At 38.1% G+C, this 26,378-nt stretch carries 32 protein-coding genes; 14 read left to right on the top strand and 18 right to left on the bottom strand.

The annotated features are described in order from the left end of the window. The first annotated feature begins 38 nt into the window (after positions 1-38). Entirely contained in the window at positions 39-1,439 is a 1,401-nt protein-coding gene (gene argH, locus H3T57_RS02595; RefSeq protein WP_230873431.1) for an argininosuccinate lyase, read from the top strand. Beyond that, positions 1,436-1,585 (top strand): hypothetical protein, encoded by a 150-nt coding sequence (locus H3T57_RS02590; RefSeq protein WP_198193096.1) that lies wholly within the window; start codon positions 1,436-1,438, stop codon positions 1,583-1,585. Before argH ends, H3T57_RS02590 begins: the two co-directional genes overlap by 4 nt. A 4-nt stretch (positions 1,586-1,589) precedes the next feature. Here the strand turns inward: H3T57_RS02590 and H3T57_RS02585 are convergent, their stop codons facing one another. Further along, on the bottom strand, positions 1,590-2,342 hold the full coding sequence (locus H3T57_RS02585) for a serine protease (RefSeq protein ID WP_198193094.1): 753 nt from the start codon (positions 2,340-2,342) through the stop codon (positions 1,590-1,592). A gap of 131 nt (positions 2,343-2,473) precedes the next feature. Here H3T57_RS02585 and lysA point away from each other — a divergent pair, with 131 nt between their 5' ends. Beyond that, positions 2,474-3,799 carry a diaminopimelate decarboxylase gene (gene lysA, locus H3T57_RS02580; RefSeq protein WP_198193086.1) on the top strand — a complete coding sequence of 442 codons (1,326 nt, stop codon included), beginning with the start codon at positions 2,474-2,476 and terminating at the stop codon, positions 3,797-3,799. A gap of 177 nt (positions 3,800-3,976) precedes the next feature. Here lysA and H3T57_RS02575 read toward each other — a convergent pair whose 3' ends face one another. Together H3T57_RS02575 and H3T57_RS02570 are read right to left on the bottom strand one after the other, a co-directional pair. Then, positions 3,977-4,660 carry a Fe2+-dependent dioxygenase gene (locus H3T57_RS02575; RefSeq protein ID WP_198193084.1) on the bottom strand — a complete coding sequence of 228 codons (684 nt, stop codon included), beginning with the start codon at positions 4,658-4,660 and terminating at the stop codon, positions 3,977-3,979. Between the two features lie 26 nt (positions 4,661-4,686). Then, positions 4,687-6,987: a TonB-dependent siderophore receptor gene (locus tag H3T57_RS02570; protein ID WP_232349715.1), complete on the bottom strand. Its 2,301-nt coding sequence runs from the start codon at positions 6,985-6,987 to the stop codon at positions 4,687-4,689. 281 nt (positions 6,988-7,268) lie between these two features. Here H3T57_RS02570 and H3T57_RS02565 point away from each other — a divergent pair, with 281 nt between their 5' ends. From H3T57_RS02565 to hpf, 7 genes are all read left to right on the top strand, one after another. Beyond that, complete coding sequence (locus H3T57_RS02565; protein WP_198193082.1) at positions 7,269-7,685, top strand: EVE domain-containing protein; 417 nt, start codon at positions 7,269-7,271, stop codon at positions 7,683-7,685. Positions 7,686-7,733: 48 nt separating this feature from the next. Next, complete coding sequence (locus H3T57_RS02560) at positions 7,734-8,396, top strand: ribonuclease D (protein ID WP_155566906.1); 663 nt, start codon at positions 7,734-7,736, stop codon at positions 8,394-8,396. Between the two features lie 88 nt (positions 8,397-8,484). Continuing rightward, positions 8,485-9,477, top strand: coding sequence for an SIS domain-containing protein (locus tag H3T57_RS02555; protein WP_198193080.1), 993 nt, complete (start codon positions 8,485-8,487; stop codon positions 9,475-9,477). Continuing rightward, positions 9,474-10,247 (top strand): LPS export ABC transporter periplasmic protein LptC, encoded by a 774-nt coding sequence (lptC, locus tag H3T57_RS02550; RefSeq protein WP_230880503.1) that lies wholly within the window; start codon positions 9,474-9,476, stop codon positions 10,245-10,247. The genes H3T57_RS02555 and lptC overlap by 4 nt, the downstream gene beginning before the upstream one ends. 5 nt (positions 10,248-10,252) lie before the next feature. Further along, complete coding sequence (locus H3T57_RS02545; RefSeq protein ID WP_198193078.1) at positions 10,253-11,215, top strand: LptA/OstA family protein; 963 nt, start codon at positions 10,253-10,255, stop codon at positions 11,213-11,215. 32 nt (positions 11,216-11,247) lie between these two features. Continuing rightward, the gene (lptB, locus tag H3T57_RS02540) at positions 11,248-12,027 is read left to right on the top strand and encodes an LPS export ABC transporter ATP-binding protein (RefSeq protein ID WP_122123696.1); all 780 of its coding nucleotides are present in this window, start codon (positions 11,248-11,250) and stop codon (positions 12,025-12,027) included. 143 nt (positions 12,028-12,170) lie between these two features. Beyond that, positions 12,171-12,746, top strand: coding sequence for a ribosome hibernation-promoting factor, HPF/YfiA family (gene hpf, locus H3T57_RS02535; protein ID WP_198193076.1), 576 nt, complete (start codon positions 12,171-12,173; stop codon positions 12,744-12,746). A 59-nt stretch (positions 12,747-12,805) separates the two neighbouring features. Here hpf and H3T57_RS02530 read toward each other — a convergent pair whose 3' ends face one another. Then, the gene (locus tag H3T57_RS02530) at positions 12,806-13,072 is read right to left on the bottom strand and encodes a DUF1150 family protein (protein WP_110438132.1); all 267 of its coding nucleotides are present in this window, start codon (positions 13,070-13,072) and stop codon (positions 12,806-12,808) included. A gap of 62 nt (positions 13,073-13,134) precedes the next feature. Then, positions 13,135-13,653 (bottom strand): Hsp20 family protein, encoded by a 519-nt coding sequence (locus H3T57_RS02525; RefSeq protein ID WP_122123698.1) that lies wholly within the window; start codon positions 13,651-13,653, stop codon positions 13,135-13,137. Between the two features lie 212 nt (positions 13,654-13,865). Here H3T57_RS02525 and def point away from each other — a divergent pair, with 212 nt between their 5' ends. The 3 genes from def to truA are packed head-to-tail and all read left to right on the top strand — an operon-like array spanning position 13,866 to position 16,120. Next, positions 13,866-14,390 carry a peptide deformylase gene (def, locus tag H3T57_RS02520; RefSeq protein WP_198193068.1) on the top strand — a complete coding sequence of 175 codons (525 nt, stop codon included), beginning with the start codon at positions 13,866-13,868 and terminating at the stop codon, positions 14,388-14,390. Positions 14,391-14,411: 21 nt separating this feature from the next. Then, positions 14,412-15,341, top strand: a complete 930-nt coding sequence (gene fmt, locus H3T57_RS02515; RefSeq protein WP_198193065.1) for a methionyl-tRNA formyltransferase — start codon at positions 14,412-14,414, stop codon at positions 15,339-15,341. Further along, positions 15,341-16,120: a tRNA pseudouridine(38-40) synthase TruA gene (gene truA / locus H3T57_RS02510; protein ID WP_198193063.1), complete on the top strand. Its 780-nt coding sequence runs from the start codon at positions 15,341-15,343 to the stop codon at positions 16,118-16,120. Before fmt ends, truA begins: the two co-directional genes overlap by 1 nt. Here the strand turns inward: truA and H3T57_RS02505 are convergent. From H3T57_RS02505 to rpmH, 9 genes are read right to left on the bottom strand one after another with little or no spacing between them, the layout of a single operon-like run. Continuing rightward, positions 16,114-16,761, bottom strand: coding sequence for a hypothetical protein (locus tag H3T57_RS02505; protein ID WP_110438137.1), 648 nt, complete (start codon positions 16,759-16,761; stop codon positions 16,114-16,116). The genes truA and H3T57_RS02505 overlap by 7 nt on opposite strands. Next, a complete protein-coding gene (dapE, locus tag H3T57_RS02500) occupies positions 16,758-17,891 on the bottom strand; it encodes a succinyl-diaminopimelate desuccinylase (RefSeq protein ID WP_198193061.1) in 1,134 nt (377 codons plus the stop codon). Before dapE ends, H3T57_RS02505 begins: the two co-directional genes overlap by 4 nt. Before the next feature lie 28 nt (positions 17,892-17,919). After that, positions 17,920-18,768 carry a 2,3,4,5-tetrahydropyridine-2,6-dicarboxylate N-succinyltransferase gene (dapD, locus tag H3T57_RS02495; protein ID WP_198193053.1) on the bottom strand — a complete coding sequence of 283 codons (849 nt, stop codon included), beginning with the start codon at positions 18,766-18,768 and terminating at the stop codon, positions 17,920-17,922. Positions 18,769-18,805: 37 nt separating this feature from the next. Continuing rightward, positions 18,806-19,738 (bottom strand): acetylglutamate kinase, encoded by a 933-nt coding sequence (gene argB, locus H3T57_RS02490; RefSeq protein ID WP_110438140.1) that lies wholly within the window; start codon positions 19,736-19,738, stop codon positions 18,806-18,808. A 24-nt stretch (positions 19,739-19,762) separates the two neighbouring features. Beyond that, positions 19,763-20,422, bottom strand: a complete 660-nt coding sequence (gene yihA / locus H3T57_RS02485; protein ID WP_155565574.1) for a ribosome biogenesis GTP-binding protein YihA/YsxC — start codon at positions 20,420-20,422, stop codon at positions 19,763-19,765. Between the two features lie 6 nt (positions 20,423-20,428). After that, the gene (gene yidC / locus H3T57_RS02480) at positions 20,429-22,198 is read right to left on the bottom strand and encodes a membrane protein insertase YidC (protein WP_198193051.1); all 1,770 of its coding nucleotides are present in this window, start codon (positions 22,196-22,198) and stop codon (positions 20,429-20,431) included. Between the two features lie 33 nt (positions 22,199-22,231). Then, a complete protein-coding gene (gene yidD, locus H3T57_RS02475; protein ID WP_198193048.1) occupies positions 22,232-22,459 on the bottom strand; it encodes a membrane protein insertion efficiency factor YidD in 228 nt (75 codons plus the stop codon). Then, positions 22,460-22,816, bottom strand: coding sequence for a ribonuclease P protein component (rnpA, locus tag H3T57_RS02470; RefSeq protein ID WP_198193473.1), 357 nt, complete (start codon positions 22,814-22,816; stop codon positions 22,460-22,462). 56 nt (positions 22,817-22,872) lie between these two features. Beyond that, positions 22,873-23,007: a 50S ribosomal protein L34 gene (gene rpmH / locus H3T57_RS02465; RefSeq protein WP_110438144.1), complete on the bottom strand. Its 135-nt coding sequence runs from the start codon at positions 23,005-23,007 to the stop codon at positions 22,873-22,875. A gap of 188 nt (positions 23,008-23,195) precedes the next feature. Here rpmH and H3T57_RS02460 point away from each other — a divergent pair, with 188 nt between their 5' ends. Continuing rightward, positions 23,196-23,609, top strand: coding sequence for a hypothetical protein (locus tag H3T57_RS02460; protein ID WP_198193046.1), 414 nt, complete (start codon positions 23,196-23,198; stop codon positions 23,607-23,609). On the opposite strand, the gene gloA is transcribed toward H3T57_RS02460, so the two are convergent. The 4 genes from gloA to fabZ all read right to left on the bottom strand — a co-directional run bounded on the left by gloA (position 23,606) and on the right by fabZ (position 26,283). Beyond that, positions 23,606-23,995, bottom strand: a complete 390-nt coding sequence (gene gloA / locus H3T57_RS02455) for a lactoylglutathione lyase (RefSeq protein WP_122123706.1) — start codon at positions 23,993-23,995, stop codon at positions 23,606-23,608. The two genes, H3T57_RS02460 and gloA, sit on opposite strands and share 4 nt — an antisense overlap. After that, entirely contained in the window at positions 23,996-24,859 is an 864-nt protein-coding gene (locus H3T57_RS02450) for an LpxI family protein (protein ID WP_155566923.1), read from the bottom strand. Positions 24,860-24,866: 7 nt separating this feature from the next. Beyond that, positions 24,867-25,742, bottom strand: a complete 876-nt coding sequence (lpxA, locus tag H3T57_RS02445; RefSeq protein WP_198193044.1) for an acyl-ACP--UDP-N-acetylglucosamine O-acyltransferase — start codon at positions 25,740-25,742, stop codon at positions 24,867-24,869. Positions 25,743-25,827: 85 nt separating this feature from the next. Continuing rightward, positions 25,828-26,283 carry a 3-hydroxyacyl-ACP dehydratase FabZ gene (gene fabZ / locus H3T57_RS02440; RefSeq protein ID WP_347400847.1) on the bottom strand — a complete coding sequence of 152 codons (456 nt, stop codon included), beginning with the start codon at positions 26,281-26,283 and terminating at the stop codon, positions 25,828-25,830. Positions 26,284-26,378 lie beyond the last annotated feature (95 nt).

Below are 26,378 nucleotides of genomic sequence, written 5' to 3'. Positions count from 1 at the left end.
CGTAAGATTAAATACCAACAAATTAGGAGATTGAATTCTTGAACCAAAAAACTGCCAACAAACAGTGGGGAGGACGTTTCACCTCTGGACCTTCAGCCATTATGGAGCAAATAAATGCCTCTATCGGCTTTGATAAAAACTTATGGAAACAGGATATACAAGGATCAATAGCTCATGCAGAAATGCTGGCCAAACAGAAAATAATTTCCGAAACGGATAAAAACAGTATTCATCAAGGCCTTAGGGAAATTGAGCGAGAAATTCAATCTGGTCAATTCGAATTTAGCAGAGCCCTTGAGGATATTCATATGAATATCGAAGCCCGTTTGGCAGAACGTATCGGTGAGGCGGGAAAAAGGCTTCATACAGCACGTTCAAGAAATGACCAAGTTGCGACAGATTTTCGTTTATGGATCAGACAAAATATCGATGAACTAATTCCAATGATAAATCATCTGATGCTGACCCTTGCTTCCCGAGCTCTGGAATATGCGGAAACAGCTATGCCCGGTTTCACTCATTTGCAATCTGCCCAACCGGTAACGTTCGGTCATCATTTACTGGCTTATACAGAAATGTTGAATCGGGATCGGGGACGATTGATAGATACACGCAGACGACTAAATGAAAATCCCTTGGGTGCGGCGGCTTTAGCTGGCACCTCATTCCCAATTGACCGCCAATTGACTTCTAAATTATTGGGATTTGACCGTCCCATGGCAAATTCACTTGACGCGGTCTCTGATCGTGATTTTGCCCTGGAATATCTTTCCGCTCTTTCCATCATGTCGATTCATCTTTCACGCATGGCGGAAGAAATTGTAATTTGGTGTTCACCTCCTTTTTCTTTTATCCAGCTTTCAGATGCCTATACTACAGGTTCATCCATCATGCCACAAAAACGAAATCCAGATGCCGCCGAACTGGTTCGGGCCAAAGTTGGACGAATTTCAGGGGCGCTTACAGGACTTTTGACCGTTATGAAGGGTCTTCCTCTCGCATATGCTAAAGATATGCAAGAAGACAAGGAACAGGTTTTTGCTGCAACCGAAACTATTATTCTGTGTTTAGCCGCTTGTTCAGGAATGATTGCAGATTTAAAGGCCAATCAAGACAATATGGCCTATTGGGCAGGGTCCGGTTTCTCTACAGCCACAGATCTCGCAGACTGGCTGGTTAAAGAATTAAAATTACCCTTCAGAACAGCTCATCATGTTACAGGAAAAATTGTCAGCTATGCCGAAACACATAATCTTGCTCTTGAGAATGTACCTTTACAAAAAATGCAGGAAATCGAACCTTTGATTAACAATGATATATATTCAGTTTTAGGAGTTCAGTCCTCACTTGCCTCTCGAACCAGTGAAGGCGGCACCGCTCCCAAAAATGTAAGAAAATCTGCAAAAATATGGATCGATAAATTAAAGGATATATCATGAAACGTTTTTTTTCTCTTTTTTTCGCTCTTGGTAGTCTTGCAATCCTCACAATCACCCTGTCTGGATGTGGCAAAAAGTCATCTCCTAAACCGGTTGGTCCCCCTGAAAAAGTAATTTATCCCCGAGCCTATCCACCTCAAGACTAATCGATTAATCCCTGGGTGGATTGGTGAGTAATAGCGCCATACCACCAGGACGATCTGAATAAGCGGCAATCTGAATGGCTGTTATAACCCATTCCTTATTTTTATTTACTGTAAACAAAGGGGCACCACTACTTCCATATGTGGCTTGACAGTCATGCGCAAGAATGGTTTTACCCTCATTATTTTTTAATATATCGGTTACATGACATTCTTGATCAGCATATAAGACTTCCTGACGGTCCTGATCATAACCAGCCAGATATATATTCATACCGATATAAGGTTGATCTTTATTAAAACCGAAAAAATCCTCTTGATTTGTTTTTCCATCATTAAGCACAAGATAGGCCCAGTCATGATGAATATTGTCCAATGTGGCTTTTCCCGAACCCTCTCCCTTATAATTTTCTGATTTAATAATATTAAGGACATTATAAGCTGATCGGTAAGTTTGTCGCTGGTATCCCAGAAGAAAATGAACAGAATGTGGATTGACAAAATGATTGGTTTTTCTAATCCATAAACAATGAGCTGCAGTTATCACCAATCTTGAACTGACAAGAAATCCCGTACAATGCGTACCAAGCTCTGTTTGTACACGTCCCAAAATTTGCCAAGGTTTCTCTGCAGCATTTACCAATTGTCGATGATTGTTTTTTTGACTAATGCCTGGCAAATCTTTTGCGGGAACGGAATAGGATAAAGTTGAAATCAATATAAATATCGTACATGCAAATATTCTGATAAAAATATTCAATTTTCCATCCCTTATCGCTATTTATTTTTTCCTTAATAAAGAATAATTATATTATTCTATCCCACTGTTTTTTATAGATTGTTATAAAATCAGTATAATATTATTTTTTCCGACTAAAGGCTTTTTGATTAATGTCATCTTCTAAAACCGAACCTGAAACAAATTATCAAACCCTTTTACAAACGCATCCAGACTTTATTATTGATGAAAAGATGGGACTCTGTTTTGGTAAAGTTTCACTTCAATCTCTTACTGATCATTATGGTAGTCCGGTATGGGTAATCAATGCAGATATATTAACATCACGTTTTCAAAAACTTTCTAAAGCATTTCTGCAAAACAAAATGGACATTTCTATTCATTATGCCGTGAAAGCAAATGATCATCTGGCCATACTTGATCTTTTGGCAAAAGAAGGAGCGGGAGTTGACATTGTCAGTCTGGGTGAATTAAAGAGAGCACTAAAAGTCAATATCAACCCACGAAAAATTTGTTTTTCAGGAGTGGGAAAAACAGAGGAAGAATTAAAAGCCGCCATTCAATTAGAAATAGGCCAAATCAATGTTGAGAGCCGTGAAGAGCTTCATCTTATTTCTAAAATAGCAATGGATACAGGAAAAAAAGCCGCAATTTGTTTAAGAATCAATCCTGATGTCGATGCCAGAACGCATCATAAAATTACTACAGGTTTGGCGGAAAACAAATTTGGTATCGCTTATGAGCAAGCTCTTCAGATTTACAAAGAAGCAAGCCAATTGGATAATATTCTCCCATTGGGGTTTGATGTCCATATTGGTAGTCAGATTTCATCTGTAGAGCCCTATAAAAAAGCTTTTATAAAAATGGCGAAACTTGTTAAACAAGCACGTAAAGAAGGATTAGAAGTCTCTGTTCTAGACTGTGGAGGTGGTTTTGGCATTTCTTACTATGACGAAAAAGAGTCCGACCCATATGCTCTAGCTAATTTAATGCAAGAAATTTTCTCTTCCCTTAATATCCGTATTTGCATTGAACCTGGCCGCTGGCTGGTTGGTCCGGCAGGCATCCTGATCAGCAAAGTAGTCAGAAGAAAAAACAATGGACCAGATGCATCCCCTTTCATTATTCTTGATGCTGCCATGAACGACCTTTTGCGTCCAGCGATGTATGATGCGTGGCACGGTATCTTACCTATACAGGCTGAAATATATAAGCGTCCCTTGGAAAAACAGAATATTGACGGTCCAATATGCGAATCCAGTGATATTTTTGCTCGCCAACGATTACTTCCCCAACTAAGGGAAAATGATGAAATTGCCATTCTGGATGCCGGTGCCTATGGACATGTCATGAGTTCCTCTTATAATGCCCGTCCCCAAGCTTTACAATTGATGATCAAGGATAAAAGATTATTTGTTATCAAACCACGACAAACATTTGAATCCTTATGGAATAATGAAACTATACCCAACGGATAATTGATTTATATTATACCGAACAAGTAAGCACAGTCATTATGGCATTCAGATTGGTTTTCTTTTATTTATAAAGGTCAATAAATAAAAATATATTTAATAAATATGTTTTTATTTCATTAGGTTTTAATCAAAAAAAGCACTTTATTTTTTTAGTGCTTTTTTAAAAATTATTTCAATCTATAGCTCACACCATAACCGCATCAAATTATGATAAACATTTGTCAACTCTAAAATCTGAGGATCATTATCATCCATTCTGGTTCTTAACTTAATAATCGACATATCCAGATCAAATAAAACCCGCCTCTTGTCAGAATCTCGAATCATTGACTGGGTCCAGAAAAAAGATGCCCAACGACTGCCACGCGTTATTTTGCTGACAGAATGCAAGCTGTAGGTTGGGTAAACAATCATGTCGCCAGCAGGAAGCTTGATTGATTGCGCACCACTTGGATCATGCATGATCAGCTCTCCACCATCATAATCCTCAGGATTATTTAAAAACAAAGTCGAGGATACATCCGTTCTGATACGCATATTGGCTTCATGAATTGGACGTAACGCATTATCCACATGATCGGGAAACTCCATGCCTTCATCATAACGGTTGAATAAAGGCGGGCAAACCCGATAAGGAACAACTGCTGAATTGAAAATCGGATTACGTCCCAGAGCTTTCAATATAATTTCTCCCAATTCTTTACTTTCGGATGATTTCTGGTCAATTTGTATATTACGCTTGACCTGGACAGATTGTTCACCTGCCGTTACCTTACCATCTACAAAAGGTGCCCGTCTATAAACAGACTGAACGTAAGCCAACTCTTCTTTATTTAAAACTTGAGGAATATGAATGATCATCAAACTAACCTAATTATATTTTGAAGTTATTCTAACATGTTCAAACTGAACATGAATGCTCTACCATTAGATGGTGTCACACGATTACTGAATAAAGAGTCATAGTTCAAACGGTTGGTCAGATTGTAAATATTGAACGACACTTTCCAATGATCGTCGAATTTATGAGAAAGCATGGCATCAATCGTTACATTTGATGGTACTTTTGCATTGTTTCTGTTATTCAAATAAACTGGTCCACGCCATGTAACACCTCCACCAATCAACAAATTGTATGGTGTATTGGGCATTATATTATACGTTGTCCATAAATTTCCCTGATGAGAGGGAACATAGAACATGCGATTTCCCTTGATATTTGGCGTTAAAGAACCTGTAACTTTACTATGATATGCAGCAAAGGCACCATAAACGCTCCAATTATTCGTGATATTACCGGATATACCCAATTCAATCCCCTGATTGTAACCTTTGTCACCCGTACTTGTCACCGCTCCTGACAATGGATCACTAACCATCTGGTTGCTTTTTTCAAGATGGAACAAAGATGCTGTCAGTCCCAGTCGCTGATTCAAAAGGCTCCATTTTCCACCCAGTTCATATAAATGGCTTTTTTCCGGTTTCATTCCGTTTTGACCATCCTTCATCGGTGCATACGAATTCGTCAAATACATACCCAATGGCGTTGTAGAGGATGACCATGTGAAATAGTAGGCCTGATTTTCATCAGGATTGAAGAGCAAGCTTACTGTCGGGTTGAACACATTATCGTTCGTTGACATACGATGAGTTGTAAAGGATTTGCCCCCTTGGGTATTATAAAACGCTTCCCAGTTGTCATAACGGAAACCACCCTTAATTGACCAGGCTTTGGTGAACCATATCTGGTCATACAAGAAAACACCAACATCACGAGAATGCCCATATCTACGGGATGGATCCCCTACTTTACTGTTGGGATCACCAGGCATGATATGTATTGGATAATCAATCGCATCCGTTGGATGAACAAGATTGTTGTTTGGCAGGGATGCGGAAAATTGTCCGTAATGACGGCTTTCATGAGCATAGGCAATGTCAACACCAGCCGTTAATTGATGTTTGATAAAACTTGTATTGAAATTGGCAATTGTTGATAAAACGTTTTGGAACGACCAGGTGCTCTGTTCATATGGACTTGGACCTGCCGTTTGAATAATAGCGTCCTGAGGACGACCATCAAAATATGGGTCACTACAATCTGCTGGCGTACATTTAGGTCGTGTAACAGAAAACTGACGTTGATAATTACCATATCGAGTATCGTTATGGATAACAATATCAGGAGTGATGTTATAGGTTAAACGTCCCGTAACCTGGTTATCCTGGGTTTGGTCCTTATCCATTTTGTTACCATACCAATTTCCCCTTCTTATTCCATATTCGGTCGCAGGTCTACCAATTGTATGACCAGGTTTTGTAATTACAGGAACACCGTAATCGGGAATGCGATCATCCTGTTGATGTACAAATTGCAAAACATAACTTAAATCTGTTCCCAGACCAAAAGCTATTGATGGCGCCAGACCCCAACGATGGGAATATAAATTATCTCTTCCCACAACATTATTGCTGTTGGCCATACCTTCCATACGAACAGCAATATTATCATTAATCTGCTTGTTCAAATCAAAAGTGCCACGGTAATAATCACCGTTTCCACCAGTAAATTCAGCTTTATATTGATCTTTCAAAATTGGTTTTTTTGTTACAACATTAATGGCACCACCCGTAGTTCCATTCCCAAATACAGATGAAGATGGACCCTTAATAACCACAACATTTTCATAATTGAAACTGTCACGGCTATAGACACCGAAATCTCTCAGGCCATCTTCATAAATATCATTCTGGGCCTGAAAACCGCGGATGAGAAACTGATTTCCGGACATGCCGCCACGTCCCTCCCCAACGGAAGAGGTTACCCCCGGTACATTTTTTAATGCTTCATCAAGAGATTTGACATTTTGCTCTTCCATAATTTTGGCCGGAACAAGATTGATATTCTGAGGGGTATGCATGATATCCTGTGGCATCAAACTGACACCTGTATTCTGCGTCAGAATATTATCATTCTTTTTTCCACGAACAAGAATATGCTCATTCGTTGTTGACTGGTTATCTGTTGTTTGATCTTTTGTTATTTGTTGATTTACTTTATTTGCTGATGATGCAACGGCATTGTTCGATTTTTCTGCATTTGCAGATTTGGTGATGGCGGTATTCCCTAATAATCCGACCATTACTGCCAATGATACAGGTTGAAGCGTCCTTTTTATTCCTGACAATTTAAAAATCCATCCAATAAAATACTGATAATGATAATTAATAACATGAGATATTGAGAATCATTATCAGTATACAGATACAATTGCAACTGGCGGAAATCAAATAAATCATGATGGTTTGCAAATGAATAAATGGACAACAAAAATTGTAAAATTGTTTTTTACATATTTTTAAAGAGTTATAATAAATTTCATCCGTTTGAGATTGACTGAATTTTAATTCAAATTTTCAAAATATGTGATAATAATACAATAGGTATAAAAATAAATGTTTTATAAATATGACAAATTATTGGTTAATTAAATCGGAACCTTCTGCTTTTTCATGGCAGGAACAATTGAGAAACAAAATCGAACCCTGGACAGGGGTGAGAAATCATCAGGCAAAAAAAAATCTACAACTAATGAAAAAAAATGATCTGGCTTTTTTCTACCATTCCAATGAAGGTAAGGAAATTGTTGGTATTGTCAGAATTGATAAAGAAGCCTATCCCGATCCGACCGATACAGAACATAAATGGTTTTGTGTTGATGTAGAGACAATATGTTCGGTACCTGTACCCATTACCCTAAAAAAAATCAAATCCATTCCTGAACTGGAAGATATAGCACTTATTAAACAATCCAGATTGTCAGTAATGCCAATCAGTTCAGAACATTGGAAAATTTTATGTGATCTTGGAAATGTGAAATTATAAGTCAATTCATTTTTTCTTGCTAAAATTTAATAAACACTTGGACAAATTATGAAAAATAACAATAAACAAATTCCCGATCATATTCATCTTTACCAGCATGATATACCTTCCGGACTAGATCTTGGAAAAATAGTCGCAATTGACACTGAGACCATGGGATTAAATCATGATCGAGACCGGCTTTGTTTGATTCAGTTAAGCAAAGGGGATGGACAGGTTCATATTGTCCAGTTTGTACCCGAACGGCTTGGTGGTAAAGGGTTCAATTCCTGCCCCAATCTAAAAAAATTACTTACTGATCCCTCCATTGCAAAATTAATGCACTTTGCCCGATTTGATGTCGGGATATTACAAAAAACCTTTCAAATAAGTATGAAATCCGTAATTTGTACAAAAATTGCAGCTAAATTGGTCAGAACTTTTACGGATAAACACGGACTGGCTGTTCTATGCAGAGAATTACTTGATATTGAATTAAGTAAACAGCAACAAACTTCAGATTGGGGTTCACCAACCCTAAGCATTGAACAATTGACCTATGCAGCTGCAGATGTTCTTTATCTTCATCAATTGTGGGAAATCTTGAAAGTTTTATTAATCAGGGAAAATCGTTTGGAAATTGCAGAAGCCTGTTTTTCATTTTTACCAACAAGAGCCACCCTGGATCAGCTCGGATATCTAGATCCTGATATATTCGATCATCGCGGTTAAGAATTTAACAGTTTCATTTCATTTTGAAACTCTATATATATTATTATATCTGTTTTAATAATAATTAAATTTAATCAAGTGCATTGAAATGACCAAAATTGCCTCATCAGAGATTGATACAGCTCTTAAAGCTCTATCTATAGAATCTAATGGCATCCTGGATTTGATTAATGCACTTCGAGACAAAACCGAACTTACTCGATCTTTCTTGGAAACCGCCAATCTCATATCTGAAATTAATGGTCGGGTGGTATTAACCGGAATTGGCAAATCTGGGCATATTGCAAAAAAAATTCAATCAACACTGGCCTCCACTGGTACACCATCTCTCTTTGTTCATCCTTCTGAGGCTTCCCATGGAGATCTGGGAATGATTCAAAAAGATGACATCATTCTGGCTGTATCCGCTTCTGGTGAAACCCAGGAATTATTCAATATAATTATTCATGCAAAACGATTCAGCATCCCATTGATTAGCATAACAACCAATCCGCAATCGACCTTGGCAAAAAATTCCAGCATAATTCTCTCACTTCCCCATTCAAGGGAGGCATGCCCACTGGGTTTGGCACCAACGACCAGCACGTTAATGCAACTGGCAATGGGAGATGCCCTGGCAATAACATTATTGAAAATGAGGCACTTCACCGCATCAGATTTCGGTATTTATCATCCCGGTGGTAGATTGGGCAGCAGACTTAAGATTGTTGAAGATTTAATGCACACAGACAAGGATATCCCCTTGGGGCATTCAAGGATGCCTATCACCGATGCAATCATGGAAATGACTCAAAAAGCCCTGGGTTGCATTGGTATTATTTCTGAAGATGGGAGACTGATCGGGCTGATAACAGATGGCGATCTAAGACGAGCATTCAACAAGGATATAAGAAAATTGACAACTCAAGAAATCATGAATCCTTCGCCTCTTACCATTAAATCCGATATGCTGGCTGCTGAAGCGCTGAAACTCATGAATAATGATAGTCATCCCATTACCTGTTTATTTGTAGTGGATTCCAGAAATCATCCAATAGGGGTTTTGCACATTCATGACCTTTTACGAGCGGGCATTGCATGAATATGTCAACAAACAGTCAACCGAATGAAGAATCTAGTTCAAAAAACAAAATTGAAAGAACCGATTTTCAGGACAAGGAAAAATATCTAAATCATAGATCACAAAATATCATTGAAAGACGGCATATTCCTAAACCCGCAGAAATGGAACGCCGGAACACCATTATGAAGTGGGTTAAATGGGGCCTACCAATTACAGCCCTTGTTTTGTTAAGTTCCATTGCTGTCTGGCCGGAGATTGATCGGGCTTTGCATACCAACAAGGAGGTGATGAAACAGCTTTCCCGTATCAAGATTGAAAGTGGAACCATGATTGACGCTACTTTTCATGGCTTGGATACACATAATCGACCCTATACCATAACATCTGAAAAAGTTGTTCAGAAATCTAACAATAGCAATCTTATCCATCTAGGCAATCCAAAAGCTGATATTTTATTGCAGGACAATGTTTGGATGATGGTCACGGCGGACAAGGGAAATTATACACAGCATGAACAGGATTTAGGATTGATTAAACATGTTGTTTTATACCGAAATGATGGAGTTTTCATGTATAGCGATATGGCAGACGTTGCTTTAAAGTCCTCTGTTGTGACTGGCAACAACTGGATTCATGCTGAAGGACCATTTGGCATCTTGGATGCCCAAACCTATTTCCTTGACTTGCATACCGGGATTGCCCAATTTAAGGGACCAGGCCGATTGGTCTTGAATGATGATAAAAAAAATAATTCCTCCAATCCTACTCAAGCTAAATCATCGGAATAAAATTGATGAATAAACGCAATTTATTACCTTTTGCCATTTCTAGTATCTTTTATGGCTTTTTCAACATCCATACTGTCCATGCTCAAAGTATTGATCTATCACATGGTGGACAGATTACGGTTACAGCTCTTGGAGGATTTGACTGGGATCAAAACGCCAAAAAAGTGACCGCCTATACTCAAGCCAAGGCAGTTCGTGAAAATGTAACGGTCACAGCAGACAGACTTATCGCCTATTATCGAAAAAAAGCTGGCGATACAGAATCAAAGTCCTCCCAAAACCTCAATCCTCAACAAAAAAGCGGTGATATAACTCAAAGCGATTCAGGTTCAAATGAAATATATCGTCTGTACGCTTATGGTCATGTTCATATTTATACGAATACCGATCAGGCCTGGGGAGATAAAGCAGTTTATGATATTGATCAGGCAACCCTGGTTTTAACGGGTAAACATATGAAATTAACCACCCCTCAAAATGTCATGACCGCAAAAGATGCCATGGAATATCACTCCCAAACCAGAATGTCAGTTGGTCGGGGTGATGCAACCGTAATTAATATCAAGGATGGTCGACAAATCAATGCGGATGTACTGGTTGGCTATAGCAGCCCTGATGATCAAAAAAAACCTGAACAAAAAAATAACGTGACTGACAGTAAGAAATCTGATGACCTTACCAAATCCGGAAAGTTGGAAAAAGTCAACGCATTTGGTAACGTTGTCGTGCGAACCCAATCTGAAACTGTTCGTGGAGACCGCGGTGTTTATGTTCCCAATACAGGAATCGCCCGCATCGTGGGCAATGTTCATATCACAAGAGGCCAAAACCAGCTAAATGGTCATGCTGCCATTATCAACATGCATACCGGTATTGCTCACATGACAGAAATGCCTGGTCAAAGAGTCCAGGGACTGGTCGTTCCAAACCAAGCAAATCAAAATAATCAACCAAGCGATAAAAAATAGTTTTTAATTTTTATAAGTGAGTTTCAAATTCCATGCCTGAAACCGAATCTGCTTCCAATAATACATCATCAACCAAAAATTTACCTGATAATGAAGGGCTATTTGCAGACAACATAGGAAAAACCTATAAAAAACGACAGGTTGTCAAAAACGTGTCATTACGCGTTCATCGAGGAGAAGCTGTCGGTCTTTTGGGCCCAAATGGTGCTGGCAAGACTACAAGTTTTTATATGATTGTTGGGTTAGTTCAGCCAGATACAGGATCAATTCGCCTTGATAACACAGATATTACCAAATTGCCAATGTATCGGCGAGCAAGACTTGGCATTGGTTATCTGCCTCAAGAGGCAAGTATATTTAGGGGGTTGAATGTAGAACAAAATATTATGGCAGTTTTGGAAGTTGTTGAATCCAATGCCGATAAAAGACATGAAACGCTTGATGGATTATTGGCGGAATTCGGAATTTCACATTTACGACATTCCCCCTCCCTTTCCCTATCTGGTGGAGAAAGACGCCGTTTGGAAATCGCCCGAGCGCTTGCAAGCGATCCGAATTACATTCTTCTGGATGAGCCCTTAGCTGGAATTGATCCAATTGCTGTCGGAGAAATTCGTGATCTTGTTTCCCATCTCAAAGATCGTGAAATTGGTGTGTTAATTACGGATCATAATGTAAGAGAAACCCTGGAAATTATTGATAGGGCATATATCATGAACAGTGGCCAGCTTCTTATGGAAGGACGTCCTGAAGAAGTGGTCGCTCATGAAGATGTACGTAGAGTTTATTTGGGGGAAAAATTCACATTATAATTCACCTTAACAGTTAAAAGTTAACTATAGATCTTACCGTTAACTAAAATGATAGAACAATTACCACCCACGCGTTGATAAAGCTTTAATTTTGAAAAATTAGATACTAGAATAGTAAGGAATATAACTAAGGGAGAACCGTAATGGATATTTCCATCTTTGGTAATAAAATTGATATTCCTGATTGGTTTAGAAACAAGATTAATCAAAATCTTCAAGAAATCACGCAAAAATATTTTAAAAATATCGTTGATTGTTCAGTTACATTTAACAAATCCCCATCCGATTATCATTGTCAGATACATATCCATGCTTCTCGATCCCTTTCATTACGTGGAGAGGGAAATGCAGATAATGTACAAGAATCTTTTAATATTGCCCTTGAACATTTACATAACAGACTGAAAAAATATAAGGGACGGTTGATTACAAAAAGAGATCATGCCCCTTCTGCCCATGAATTATTCGAAGGTAACCAATATATTATTGATAATGATATCCCCTTGGAAACATCGGTGGAGTTTCAAAAAGATGCAAAAATCATTGATAAAAAAACGACTCATATAGATACATTATCGCTTCAAGATGCCATCATGGTTCTAGATTTATCAGAAAGACCGGTATTGATGTTTAAAAATCTGGATAATAACCGTATCAATGTCATATATAAGCAAAATGAAGATAGGATAATTCTACTGGATTCAGGAATGATATCTTGAACAAAAAAACAGGGATAAATCCCTGTTTTTTATATTGAATACTATCTTGTTATTATCAATTAATGAACCATGATAGGCATCATTTCCTGCTGCAAGATCGCAGCATATGCTGTCTTGGCATTGTCCGTCACTGCCATAGGTGTCCCATCAGCCGCATGAATGGCAAATGCCTGTTCACCATTGATCGTGATTTCCTTTACGTAAGCCAATTGGGACACACCCAAGGCTTTTAGCTGATTGTCTGTTAAATGACGAACATCAACAACGTCACTACCTTCCTTGGTCGCAATTAATTTAGATTTTTCCTTGATGTCGAAATCCTTCATAATTGATCAAGACCTCCTTTAAAAACAGATGGCAAGATAATCCTGCATCTTTCAATATAATATCATTCTTTTTCTGTAAGTTGCAAACTTCGTATCGCACCAGAGCGATAGGCATCTGATGTGCCAACTTTCTGTGACATAACTTTATTATATGATTTACGCCTTGCATTGGAATTTTGCACTATTTCAATATGGCGAATTCTTGTCTCCGGTTTGGGACGGATAATATCAATATGAAGCAACCCATTATCCAGCCATGCTCGTTCAACCTTGATACCCTCAGCCAAAATAAAAGCTCTTTGAAATTGCCTTGCCGCAATTCCTCGATAAAGAAATACACGCTCTTCATTATCTTCAAGCTGCCTGCCACGAATGACCAGCTGATTATCTTCCTGCGTTATTTGCAAATCTTCCATCATGAAACCAGCTACAGCCAAGGTAATCCGTAAACTGGAAGATCCAATTTGTTCTATATTATAGGGCGGATAACCATCAGAAGTCGATTTTGCCGCTCGTTCTAAAATCTGTTCCAAATGATCAAAGCCCAGGAACATAGGCGATGTAAAAAGCCTTCCTGACATGAAAGCCCCCTCCTTTAATATATTGAAGCGAGACATATAACTAGGCCCAAAATGGCACCTATCTATTTTATTATATGGAATAATCGCCAAGGACTACAAGTATTATATCTTTTAAAATTAGATTTCGCACCATAACAAAATATTGTATTAATATATTAAATCTTTATATAGACAATGATAGAATAATTTAAACTATGGCACAAATTTAGAAAATGAATGACGATATTGAAACAAGACCTGTTTTACTTGCAACCAACCCTTTTTTACGTAAAAAAACCAAAATCGTTGAAAAAGAGGATTTGAAAGACGTAAAAGGACTTTTACCCATGATGTTTGAAACCATGTACAAGGCAGGTGGTATCGGTTTGGCTGCTCCTCAGGTTGGAATTGGGCTGAGATTTTTCGTTATTGATCTCATGCAGAATAATCAGCCAGAAAAAATTGTCATTATAAATCCTGAAATTATTGAGAAATCAGAAGAATTGGAAAGTTATAAAGAAGGTTGCCTGTCTTTTCCAGATCAATATTCCGATGTAATTCGCCCTGAAAAAATTAAAATCAACTATATGGATATTGATGGAAGTCGCCAAGAAATGGAGGCTGATGGATTGCTTGCACGTTGTATTCAACATGAAACAGATCATCTTGATGGAATATTGTTTGTGGATCATATTTCAAGCCTTAAACGTAACATTATTATGCGTAAAATTATCAAAGAGCAAAAAAGGCACCGCTAATTATATATACGAGAAACTAGGATGCGTATTGTCTTCATGGGAACACCGGATTTTGCTGTTCCCGCTTTACAGGCACTTTATCAAGCCGGACATGAAATTGTTGCCGTATATTGTCAACCTCCCCGCCCTGCTGGCAGAGGGAGGAAAATAACTCCCTGTGCCGTGCAAAATATTGCCGAGCAATTGGATATTCCCGTCTTTTCACCCATCAAATTAAAAAACCAGCCAAAAGAATTTGAACAGTTCGCTTCTTTTAATCCTGATATAGCCATAGTTGCAGCTTACGGACTTATTCTACCTGAAGAAATACTTACACTACCTAAATTAGGCTGTATCAATATCCATGCAAGTCTTCTTCCACGCTGGCGAGGAGCCTCGCCTATTCAGACGGCAATCTGGTCAGGTGACCAAAAATCAGGTGTCAGCATAATGCAGATGGACAAAGGTCTTGACACAGGAGCCGTTTATATTGAAAAGCCTATTCCAATTACAAAAAAAACGACAACTCAAATTCTTCACGATCAACTTGCGCAATTAGGGGGTGAACTCATACTTGAAACCCTTTCAGAATTGACAGAAAATCCAAATTCAAAACCAGTTCCACAATTATCAGGGCTCGCAACCTACGCTAGGCAATTGACAAAAGAGGATGGCAAAATTGATTGGAATCAATCAGCTGAATCTATTGATCGACAAATTCGTGCCTTGACACCCTGGCCTGGGACATTCTGCTTTCTAGAAGGAAAATTACTTAAGATTCTTAAAGCTGAGCTCAGCTCTCAATCAAGCATGGCAGAATCTGGAACAATTATACATCCTGATTTTTATGTGGCATGTGGTGAAAATCAGGTCCTTAAAATTCTGGAATTACAATTGACTGGAAAGAAAAAAATGCCAATCAATGAATTTCTCAAAGGTTATCATCTCAAATTAAATACAAAACTTGTCTAATGAATTTTACCATACAGAGATGGGCCGTCAAAATCGAATATGATGGTACAGGTCTTGTTGGATGGCAACGGCAGGATAACGGCCTTTCTGTTCAGCAAATATTAGAAGAGGCTGCCTGCAAACTATGCAACGGTCAATTTAAAATAGCCAGCATTACCGCCGGTCGGACAGATGCCGGTGTTCATGCCTTGGGACAAGTGGCCCATCTTGATTTTCCGGCACATATACCCTTAACAGCCAAAAAAATTCGCGATGGCTTAAATTACTATATGAAACCTCATGCCGTTACAATCTTGCAATCAGGGCTGGTTGATGCAGAATGGAATGCACGTTTTTCTGCAATAAAACGAAAATATATTTATGTCATTCTCAACCGTCAGAGCCGTCCTGCTTTGGATATTAATCATGTATGGCATGTACGAAAGAAATTAAATGTCGATGCTATGAACGAAGCTGCTCAAACCTTATTGGGAAGCCATGATTTTACATCATTCAGAGCTACTGCATGTCAGGCAAAGTCACCAATCCGTATTTTGGACAAATTTAACGTTTATCAAATTGATGATAAAATTTATTTTGAAACACAGGCCCGTTCATTTTTACATCATCAAGTACGTAATATGGTAGGAACCCTTAAAATGATTGGAGACGGATATTGGCCAATAAAACAGGCCTATGCAATTTTACAGGGTAAAGATAGAAAATTGGCAGGAATCAAAGCTCCTGCAGCAGGTTTGTTCCTCAAGGAAATAACCTATCCGGATGACCCTTTTCAGTGAACAGCTGACAATTCATGTGATAGTCTGACCAGTGTATCACTGTTACAAATTGACAAAACAAACAACAATATTACTTCAGAAAAAAACAAACTGATAACAACGATTAGAGATTGTTTATTGTTAATCTGTAATCCCACTTTAATTGTCATCCATGATATCCAGATCATGTAAGCCAGATATAAAATCATTAAAACCGCCATAAAGCCCAATATAATTGATGGCGTAAAACCAGGTAACGATACAATCATCATACCTATAATCAAATCTAAAATTGGCATCCATTGACACCAACAATAACTTGAAACTGTTCTTTTCCAAAATCTTTCCTTATGCCAAAGAACGGAAAAAGAATGAATCAAAATCGGTATAAGTAATACTGTACATAATTTATATAAAAATAATGATATGGTAAAAATAAATAAATATGCTTTTTTTGCCTGAACAACACTTAATATATTAAAACCATCAATGACCACCAATAATGCTATCCACGGTGCCAGAGCACTTAACACTCCATCTGTTGAAGAAGGAAACAAATTTATCCCTTCTTCCTTACCACCACCCAGAGCAAGCATCCCCTTGAAAATATCTTTGAGCTTTGAATCAGAAGATTTTTTTTGATTATTTGAATTAAGTGTCATAGGAAATAATTTTTCAAAAACTGTGTGTAAATTGAACTTAATTTTTTTAAATCTTCAGTGGGTACAGCTTCATTCGCTTTATGCATAGTCTGCCCGACAAGACCAAATTCAGCAACATTACAATAATTTGAAATAAACCGAGCATCGGAGGTTCCCCCCCCTGTATCCAGACGTGGTTTAACAGATGATATTTCTTCAATTGCCAAACAAATTGCCTGCACTTCATTTCCTGGTTCAGTCAAAAAAGCCTCACCAGATACAACTATATCTATTTGACAATGTTCTGCAACACGTCTGGCTTGAGTTTCAATCCAGCCTATTAAAGAATTCCCATTATGTAAATGATTAAAACGAATATTTAATCGCGCTGTCGCAGTGGCAGGAATTAAATTTGTCGTTTTATTCCCTACATCAATAGATGTCACTTGAACAGATGAAGGCTGAAACCATTTATTCCCCTTATCCAAAGGTAATATTGTTAAAGATGTTAATATTTCCATCAATTTATGAATTGGATTATCTGCAAGATGAGGATAGGCGACATGTCCCTGGGTACCTTCAACAGTAATAACCGCATTCAAACTACCCCGACGCCCAATTTTAATTACATCGCCCAACTCCTGTGCTGATGTTGGTTCACCCACCAGACAAAAATCAGGAATATGATTCTTTTTCTTCATCCACTCAAGCACTTTAACAGTACCATTAACACCAGGCCCTTCTTCATCCCCGGTAATCAAAAAACTTAATGACCCAGTAAAATTAGCTTGAAGAGATAGGAAATTTTCAACCGCTGTCACAAATGCAGCAATGCCACCTTTCATATCACAGGCACCACGTCCGTAAATGATATTATCTTCAATAACGCCTTGAAAAGGATTATGTTGCCAATGATTATTTCCCGCAGGAACAACATCTGTATGACCAGCAAAACATAAATGTGGCTTTCCTGACCCGTAACGCGCAAAAAAATTCAAAACGTTGTCATTACCTTCACCATAAGGCAAATCATATATTTCAAAACCAATCTTTTTCAGTCTTGTTTTTAAAATATCCTGCGCTCCAAGATCTTGTGGTGTAACTGACGGACAACGAATCAGATCTTGCAATAGCTTCACGGGATCGTGCATATTAAATGGAACCAATCTTTTTCAGTATTTAACTTCTTAACAGCTCATTGATTGAAGTTTTTGAGCGTGTCCTTTCATCTACACGTTTGATAATAACCGCGCAAGCCAATCCAGGTAAAGTATTGCCGTCTTCACTTACCGCTTTTTTAGGCGGAAGGGTTCCGGGAACAACAACTGAATAAGCTGGTACCCGTCCCATGAACACTTCTCCGGTATTACGATCAATTACTTTCGTTGACGCACCTAAAAATACACCCATTGAAAGGACACTGCCTTTTTCAACAATAACTCCCTCTGCCACTTCACAGCGGGCTCCGATAAAACAATCATCTTCAATAATGACTGGAGCAGCCTGCAGGGGTTCCAATACTCCACCAATACCCACACCACCACTGATATGACAGTTTTTACCGATTTGTGCACAGCTCCCAACCGTTACCCAAGTGTCAATCATGGTTCCACTATCCACATAGGCACCCACATTGACAAAACTTGGCATCAAAACAACATTTGAAGCAATATAGGCTGAACGACGTACAATTGATCCTGGAACAGCACGAAAACCGGCTTTGGCAAAATCGGCATCCCCCCAATTGTTGAATTTTAATGAAACTTTATCATAAGCGGCAATACCAATTTCACTTTTCATCGCATGATTATCGTAAAGACGAAAAGACAAAAGTACCGCCTTTTTAATCCATTCATGTATTGTCCATTTTTGATCGGCTTGTGTTGCAACCCGTAACTTGCCAATATCAAGAAGATTTAATACTTGATCGACCGTTTCCCTTGCAACTCCCTGTGTTGTGGGCGATAATTGGGTCCGATTTTCCCATAATTTATCAATTTCATTTTGCAAGGCATCTATATCTGTCATAAATTTTTTCCCTTATCAAATAATAAAATAATTTATATTATAATACTTTACCAGAACGAATTAAGGTCCCTGATCCACCTTCAGTAAATAATTCCAGTAAACAGGCATGTGGTACTCGTCCATCCATAATTACTGCAGCTTGGGCGCCAGCTTTAACTGCCTCTAGACATGTTTCAATCTTTGGAATCATTCCACCTGTTATAATTCCTGATGCTATTGCTTCCTTGGCTTCCTCTTCCGTTAATTCAGAAATAAGATTTCCATCTTTATCCAAGACACCCGGTACATCAGTTAACATAAATAATCTTGATGCCCTGACTGCCCCGGCAATTGACCCTGCGGCAATATCGGCATTAATATTATAGGTTTGCCCCTGTTTATCGGTTCCAATAGGTGCGACAACAGGAATTAGTCCAGAACCAGATAAAGCATATAAAACCCTAGGATCAATATGAACAGGTTCACCAACCAGTCCCAGGTCAATTGTTTTCTCACACTGGAGAGTTTCATCCCAGACATGTTTAACAAGCTTGTGCGCCTCGATTAAGCCGCCGTCTTTACCTGATATACCCACTGCCAAAGCGCCAGCCTGATTAATGAGGGTCGCAACCTGCTTGTTGACTGTCCCGGCCAGAACCATTTCAATCACATCAATTATAGCCTCACTCGTAATACGCAAACCATCAATGAAATTCGATTCAATTTCCATCCGCTTCAGCATTTGATTTATTTGGGGACCTCCCCCATGAACAATTATTGGATTGATTCCAACCTGTTTCAAAAGCGCAATATCATGACCGAAATCGTTTGACAAGTGATTGTCAACCATGGCATGACCACCATATTTGATAACAATCGTATCACCCGTATAGCGTCTTAAATATGGCAAGGCTCTTGCAAGCGTCTTGGCTTGTTCATGTGCCTCTTTGGCAGCTTCCTTAACTGACTCTAACGATTGATGATTACCCATAATAGTTAAATCCTGATGATTCTCTTAGATAAGCTGAGCCAAATCAGCCCGAAGTTCTTGAATACCTATATTTTTTTGACTGCTTGTAAAACGTATATAAGGATAGGCAGCAGTATGTTTTGCAATCAAGTCCTTTATCTCTTGTTCTTTTTGTGAAAATTGAACCGAGCTCAAACCATCACATTTTGTCATTACAATCTGAAATGTAACAGCCGCTCTATCCAATAAATTCATAATCTGATGATCACTTTCTTTTAGCTCTATACGAGCGTCAAGCAAAAGCATAACCCTTAAAAGCGTTGGTCTTCCCCTTAAAAAGGAAAACATCATCTTTTGCCAATCTTTTTTAACGGATTGAGAGGCCTTGGCATAACCATAGCCTGGCATATCAACAAAGACCAAACAACCACCAATATTGAAAAAATTCAATTGTTGAGTTCTACCTGGCTCTGAAGAAGCTCTTGCCAGCATTTTTTGCCCTGTTAACGCATTAATCAAACTCGATTTACCTACATTTGAACGTCCGGCAAAAGCAACTTCCGGTAATAAGGAGGGTTCAAGCTGATTTAACCGTTGTGCACCAAAGAAAAATTTTGCTTCTCGAGAAAAAAGAAGCCGCCCAGCTTCAATAAACTGGGCATTTTCATCATTTTGATGAGTGGATATGCCATCTTTTGAAAACATGGCTACCTATCCTTTTTTTGATTTAGAAATGGCTTGCTTTTCCTTGATTGCCATATGTTTTTGAATAACAAGCTGCTGAATTGCTGTTAACAGGTTGTTCCAACTATAATAAATTACCAATCCAACAGGTTGCGTAGCCAGTACAACCGTAAAAATAACTGGCATCAATTGAAACATTTTCTTCTGGACAGGATCAATTACTGCAGGATTCAATTTTTGCTGCAAGAACATTGTTGCCCCAAATAACAAAGGCCAGATACCGACATGCAACAAAGGTGAAATAACAGAAGGATCAAAAGGAATAAGACCAAATAAATTCAGTATATTCGTTGGATCCGGTGCTGACAAATCATGAATCCATCCAAAAAACGGCGCATGTCGCATTTCAATTGTGACGTACAAATCCTTATACAAACACCAGAAAATCGGAATCTGAATTAACATCGGCAAACAACCACTGGCAGGATTTACCCCCTGCTCCTTGTACAATAGCATCATCTGCTGATTCATCTGTGTCTGGTCGCCTTTATAGCGTTCACGAATTTCTTTCATTTTTGGCTGCAATTCTTTCATCTTGCCCATCGAATGAAATTGTTTTGAAGCCAAAGGATAAAAAACAAGTTTTACAATCAAGGTAAATGTTAATAAAGCAAGACCGAAATTACCCCATAAACCATTTAACCAATCCAGAACGATAAAAATTGGATAGGTAAGAAATGAAAACCACCCGAAATCAACAGATTTCCAGAAATTGGGAATATGATATTCTTTTTCATAGCGGTTAAGAAGGTGAAGTTCTTTCGCACCAGAAAATACATTTCCATCCGTTACGACAACCTCACCAGGTCCTACAGAAATTGGCTGTTGTGAAGTGAAACCAACCTGGTATGTCCCTTTTTGATTTTCTGAATTTCCTGAATTATTCGCATGATCTTCTGGAACAAATCCATAATGAACTGTTACATTCTTGTCCTGTTGTGGAACAATGGCATTTAACCAGTATTTATCGGTTATACCCGCCCAGCCCCCTTTACTGTTCTGACTCCAGGCAATATGATGTTCCCCTTTGGAATTTTCCCGCAGATATTTATAGGAATTTTGTTCCAGACGATCATTTATAATTCCTAATGGCCCTTCATGCATTAAATATCCACCAACCTCTTTTGGTGCATATCCACGATTAACACGTCCATAAAAAACAAAATGAACAGGTTGACTTGATTTATTTTTAACCTTTTGCTCAATATGAAAAAGATATTCCTTATCAAGTGAAATAATTTTCTGGAATTCAATTCCTGCACCATTATCCCAAGTCAGGGTTAAAGGATGGCCAGGAGTTAATTTTTCTTCATCTGCCTTCCATACAGAAGTTGAATCAGGAAATTTAACAGACGTATTATCCGTATTAAACCAACCTGTTTCAATATAATTGGGTTCTTTACTATCTGCCTTGTCAAGGACTCTAACCAATGGTGAATCAGCTTTAACCGTTTCATGATAGTTTTTTAAAACCAAATCATCGAAAACCGCACCCCGAAGATTGATTGATCCTTTTACAGCGTTTGCCTCAAAAGGAATTCTTATTTCAGGACCAGTCACTTTTGCTATTGTTTTAATTTCATGAGGAATATTGGATTGGGACTGTCCGGTTCCAGTTTGTTGAGTCACCTGTTTTTCATTTTCATGCACTGAAGACGTTTGAGGCGTAAAATATTCAAATGCAAAAAGAATTAAAACAGAAAGTAAAGTCGCCAGAAAAAAGCGCTTATTATCCATTCAAAGCCAGCCAATCATTCTTTGTTTTAAAAACTAATAACTTGTTTTTTTGGGAGGAACAGGGTCATGTCCACCCGCATTCCAAGGGTTACATCGCAAAATGCGCCATCCACCAAATAAAATGCCCTTTACAACACCATGTTGTTCTATAGCTATCTTCATATATTCACTACAACTTGGATTAAAACGACAATTATGTCCCAAAAATGGGCTTATACACAACCGATAAAAATCAATTGAATGAATAAGCAATTTTTTCATTTACGTATCAAATTTCATGCCAGCTTTCTTTAAAGCCTGGTAAAAATCGTGAACGATATGGAGATAAGGTTTTGAAAAAGTTTTGCTACGTCCTATTAGAACCAAATCAACTCCACATAGACATATTTCTTTTCCAGCTTGATAAATCACGGCTCGTAACCGGCGTTTTATACGGTTTCGTACAACCGCGTTTCCTACTTTTTTTGTTACGGTAAACCCTACCCTTCCCGGTTGATTATCATGCCTGTTCAAGAATTGTAATACCAAACTGGATGTAGGGATTTTTTGCCCTTGAGCAGCCACTTTCAAAAAGTGCACTCTTTTTTTCAAGTGTAAAAGCTTAAAATCGGATTGAATTGACTGAACCCTTTGTAACCTTATCTTTCTAAAAAGTCGTTCTGACAAAGCAGATCTTACGCAGAAAGACGTTTACGACCTTTGGCCCTACGACTTGAAATAACCTTGCGACCGCCAACAGTAGCCATACGTGCACGAAAACCGTGGCGATGTTTACGAACAATTTTGGAAGGTTGATAGGTACGCTTCACGAAATTTCTCCTTAAAAATATTGCAAATTGTATTTATTCCAGAATAAGCCATCAAAGGTCAACAGAATAATAACTCTTAAAAAGCTGTTTATAATCTGATTATGGGAAATCGTCAATCAAACTCAATAGCCATAAAATGTTTTTTATGATAATTTAAGAGAATTACTCAATATATATAATGCTTGAAAATGACATTTCATAAAAATCAATTCTATTTATGCAAAAATTTATTAAATTATGTTGCCTATTTGCTTGAAGGCGTTTTGGTTTATTTAATTTTAATGTTACTCTATAAATACAATTTAGATATAAAGCTGATTTTGCTGTCTGGTTGCCTGATTTTTTGTGCAACTCTTTTTCTAATGAATTTCTTGTTTCAATCGCAAATATATAAAGTTAAAGACAATCATTATCGACAACTTTCACTTTTAAGACATGATGTTAAGGGCTTGTTATCACCAGCCTTATTACAGGCCGATCGCATCATCCTCAATAAATCTGCTGATAAAAAAATTATTCAATCAGCAGAATCAATCGCCAGTTCTATTGAAAAAACTTCTGATTATCTAAATACCACAAAAAAGATTGATAATTTATTCTAATCATTTTGAATGAGTTCAATTTTGTAACCGTCTGGATCCTCCACAAAAGCTATGAATGTTTTCCCAAATTTAACGGGTCCTGGTTCACGAGTAATTTTGCCACCCGATTGTCTAATTTTCTCAACCAATTGGGTAACATCATCAACACCAAAAGCAAGATGACCAAATCCTGTTCCCACATTATAGGGCGTTTCACATCCCCAATTATAGGTCAGTTCGAGTTCTGCCCCACCTTTGTCATTACCTTGATAGGCCATATAAACCAATGTATACTTACCCTCTGGCACATCCTTACGACGCACTTCATGAAGCCCCAGCGTTTTATAAAATGAAATGGACTTGTCAAGATCGAAAACCCGAAGCATTGTATGTAAAAACATTGACATTCAATTTTCCTTACGCAAATATTTTTGTTCAAATGTCACAGGATTATAGCTTAACAGAAACAGGCCTTTTTGATTTGCAATTGCAACCATTTCGTCTTTGTGGATTAATAATGTTCCCTCTGCCTCGAAGGCGATACCTCTTAATCCGGAATAATGGGCATTATATACCGTTTTTGGACCAATGGTTGGCATATCGGCTTTTCGTTCCTGATTCGGTTTGACCTGTTTGATCAAAATGCCGCCCAAACCTGGTTGCTGACAGTCTTTCGCCCGTTTTAACATGGCATCAGTTCCTTCCATGGCTTCTACAGCAATAACCAATTCATTTTGAACAATACATGCCTGTCCAATATCAAGCTCTCCTATAACTTTATTAATTTTAATTCCTTTAGCAATATCCTGTAAAGCCAATTTATCTGGAATAACATCTCCTAAAATTCCCTCATATACAGGCTGTAAAAATTCATGAGCTCCTCGTACTGTAAACCCTTCCTCATTTAGCACACGAACAAGGGAGGCAAGCAATCCATCATCTCCAGCAAAAAGGGCCTTACCTATTTTTCCTAATATTCTTACCCCTTCCGGGTCTGGACGAAGATCAAAAAACGATGGTCGTTTCACTGGTCCAATCAAGACAAGTTCTTTACAATTATTCTGGCGTAAAGTATTTAGAATACGTCCTGCAGCGGCTAATCTTACATATTCATGTGGCCAAGAGCTGACAATATGAGGTTCTGCAAAATCCTTAAAAGCTACAATAAAAATAGAATATCCTTTTTTCTTTGCAGCTTCTGCAACCTTTCCTGGCAAAGGTCCTCCTCCTGCCAAGATACCTAAAACAGGCTGTTGTCGGTCTTTATCCATCTAATATTTAATCATCATTTTCAGAAGAGGAAATCATGCGTCCAACTTTAACCAATCCACGTCGGCTCGGATTCTGAATAAAATCCAGTATTTCCTTTACACGCTCAATATGTCCAAATTTTTCGTGCACTAATTTCAACCGTTCATCAAAAACCATTTCTTGTTCATTTTCTTTCGGGAAAAGAATTCGATAAACGCCTCTTAAAGCATGCAACTCCTGATTTTTAACCCCATTTCGTTTCAGCCAAATCCAATGCATTCCCACCAAACGGGCCCGATTACCTATTACACTACCATAGGGTATGACATCAGATTCAACTCCTGTTACACCCCCTACCAGGGCCCCTCTACCAATTCTTACGAATTGATGAATAGCTGCACATCCCATAATTCGTGCATCATCATCTATGTGAACATGCCCCCCTAGAACAACATTGTTCACAATGATCACTCTATCTCCTAAATAGCAATCATGTGCAATATGAGAGTTAACCATTATCAGACAATCGGAACCTACGCGGGTCACCCCATTTCCGATAGCTGTTCCGCGATGAATTGTCACTTGTTCCCGAACAATGGTACGGGCACCAATGATACAGCTTGTCAACTCACCTTTATATTTCAAATCTTGCGGGGCCAGACCAATTGTAGAGAATGGATAATAGACTGAATCTTTACCCAAAACAGTTTTTCCCTCGACAATGACATTTGCTATAAGTTTTGCACCATCTTCAACAACAACATCATCACCAACAATACACCATGGACCAATATGTATTCCCTGTCCCAACTTAGCTTTTTCAGACACAATTGCCGATGGATGGATATAACAATCACGAGAGGAACGATTTTTTTGTATATTTTTTGTCAGAGTTTCCTCCATCCCCTTAAAATACTTTAAAACAACTCAATACTTATAATTATGATAAAATTAAGTTTATATTTTAAATATTTCCATAAATGAATTTTTAGCCAACAATCATGGCACTGAAAATTGCCTCAGCCACTGAAACTCCATTAACTTTTGCTATACCGCGAAATTTCCAGACATTTGCACGGTTACGTTCTTTTTCCACATGAATATGCAATTGATCCCCTGGAACAACCGGCTTTCTGAATTTCGCGCTATCCACAGTCATAAAATATACAAGTTTACCTTCGAATTCACTTCCGAGTGTTTTTACGACCAAAACCGCTGCCGTCTGAGCCATAGCTTCAATTATTAAAACACCAGGCATAACAGGATGTCCCGGAAAATGCCCAATAAAAAACTGATCATTTACCGTAACATTCTTAATCCCTGTTGCAGAGCTTCCCAATTTTACATCGACTACACGATCAATAAGCAAAAATGGATATCGATGTGGAATAGCCTTCATTATTCCCTCGATATCAATAACAGATATATCGATTTCACTATTTATTGTATCTGATTGAACTGTAGAATTTTCTGGATTTTTATTCACGTTTTCAAACCATTATAAGAACGAAAAAATTAATTATTATTGCAAAACAAGAA

This window comes from Commensalibacter sp. W6292M3 (assembly GCF_016101315.1).
Classification (GTDB): Bacteria; Pseudomonadota; Alphaproteobacteria; order Acetobacterales; family Acetobacteraceae; genus Commensalibacter; species Commensalibacter melissae.
The sequence above is the reverse complement of the archived record's forward strand: the minus strand, read 5'-3'. Positions and strand labels throughout refer to the sequence as shown.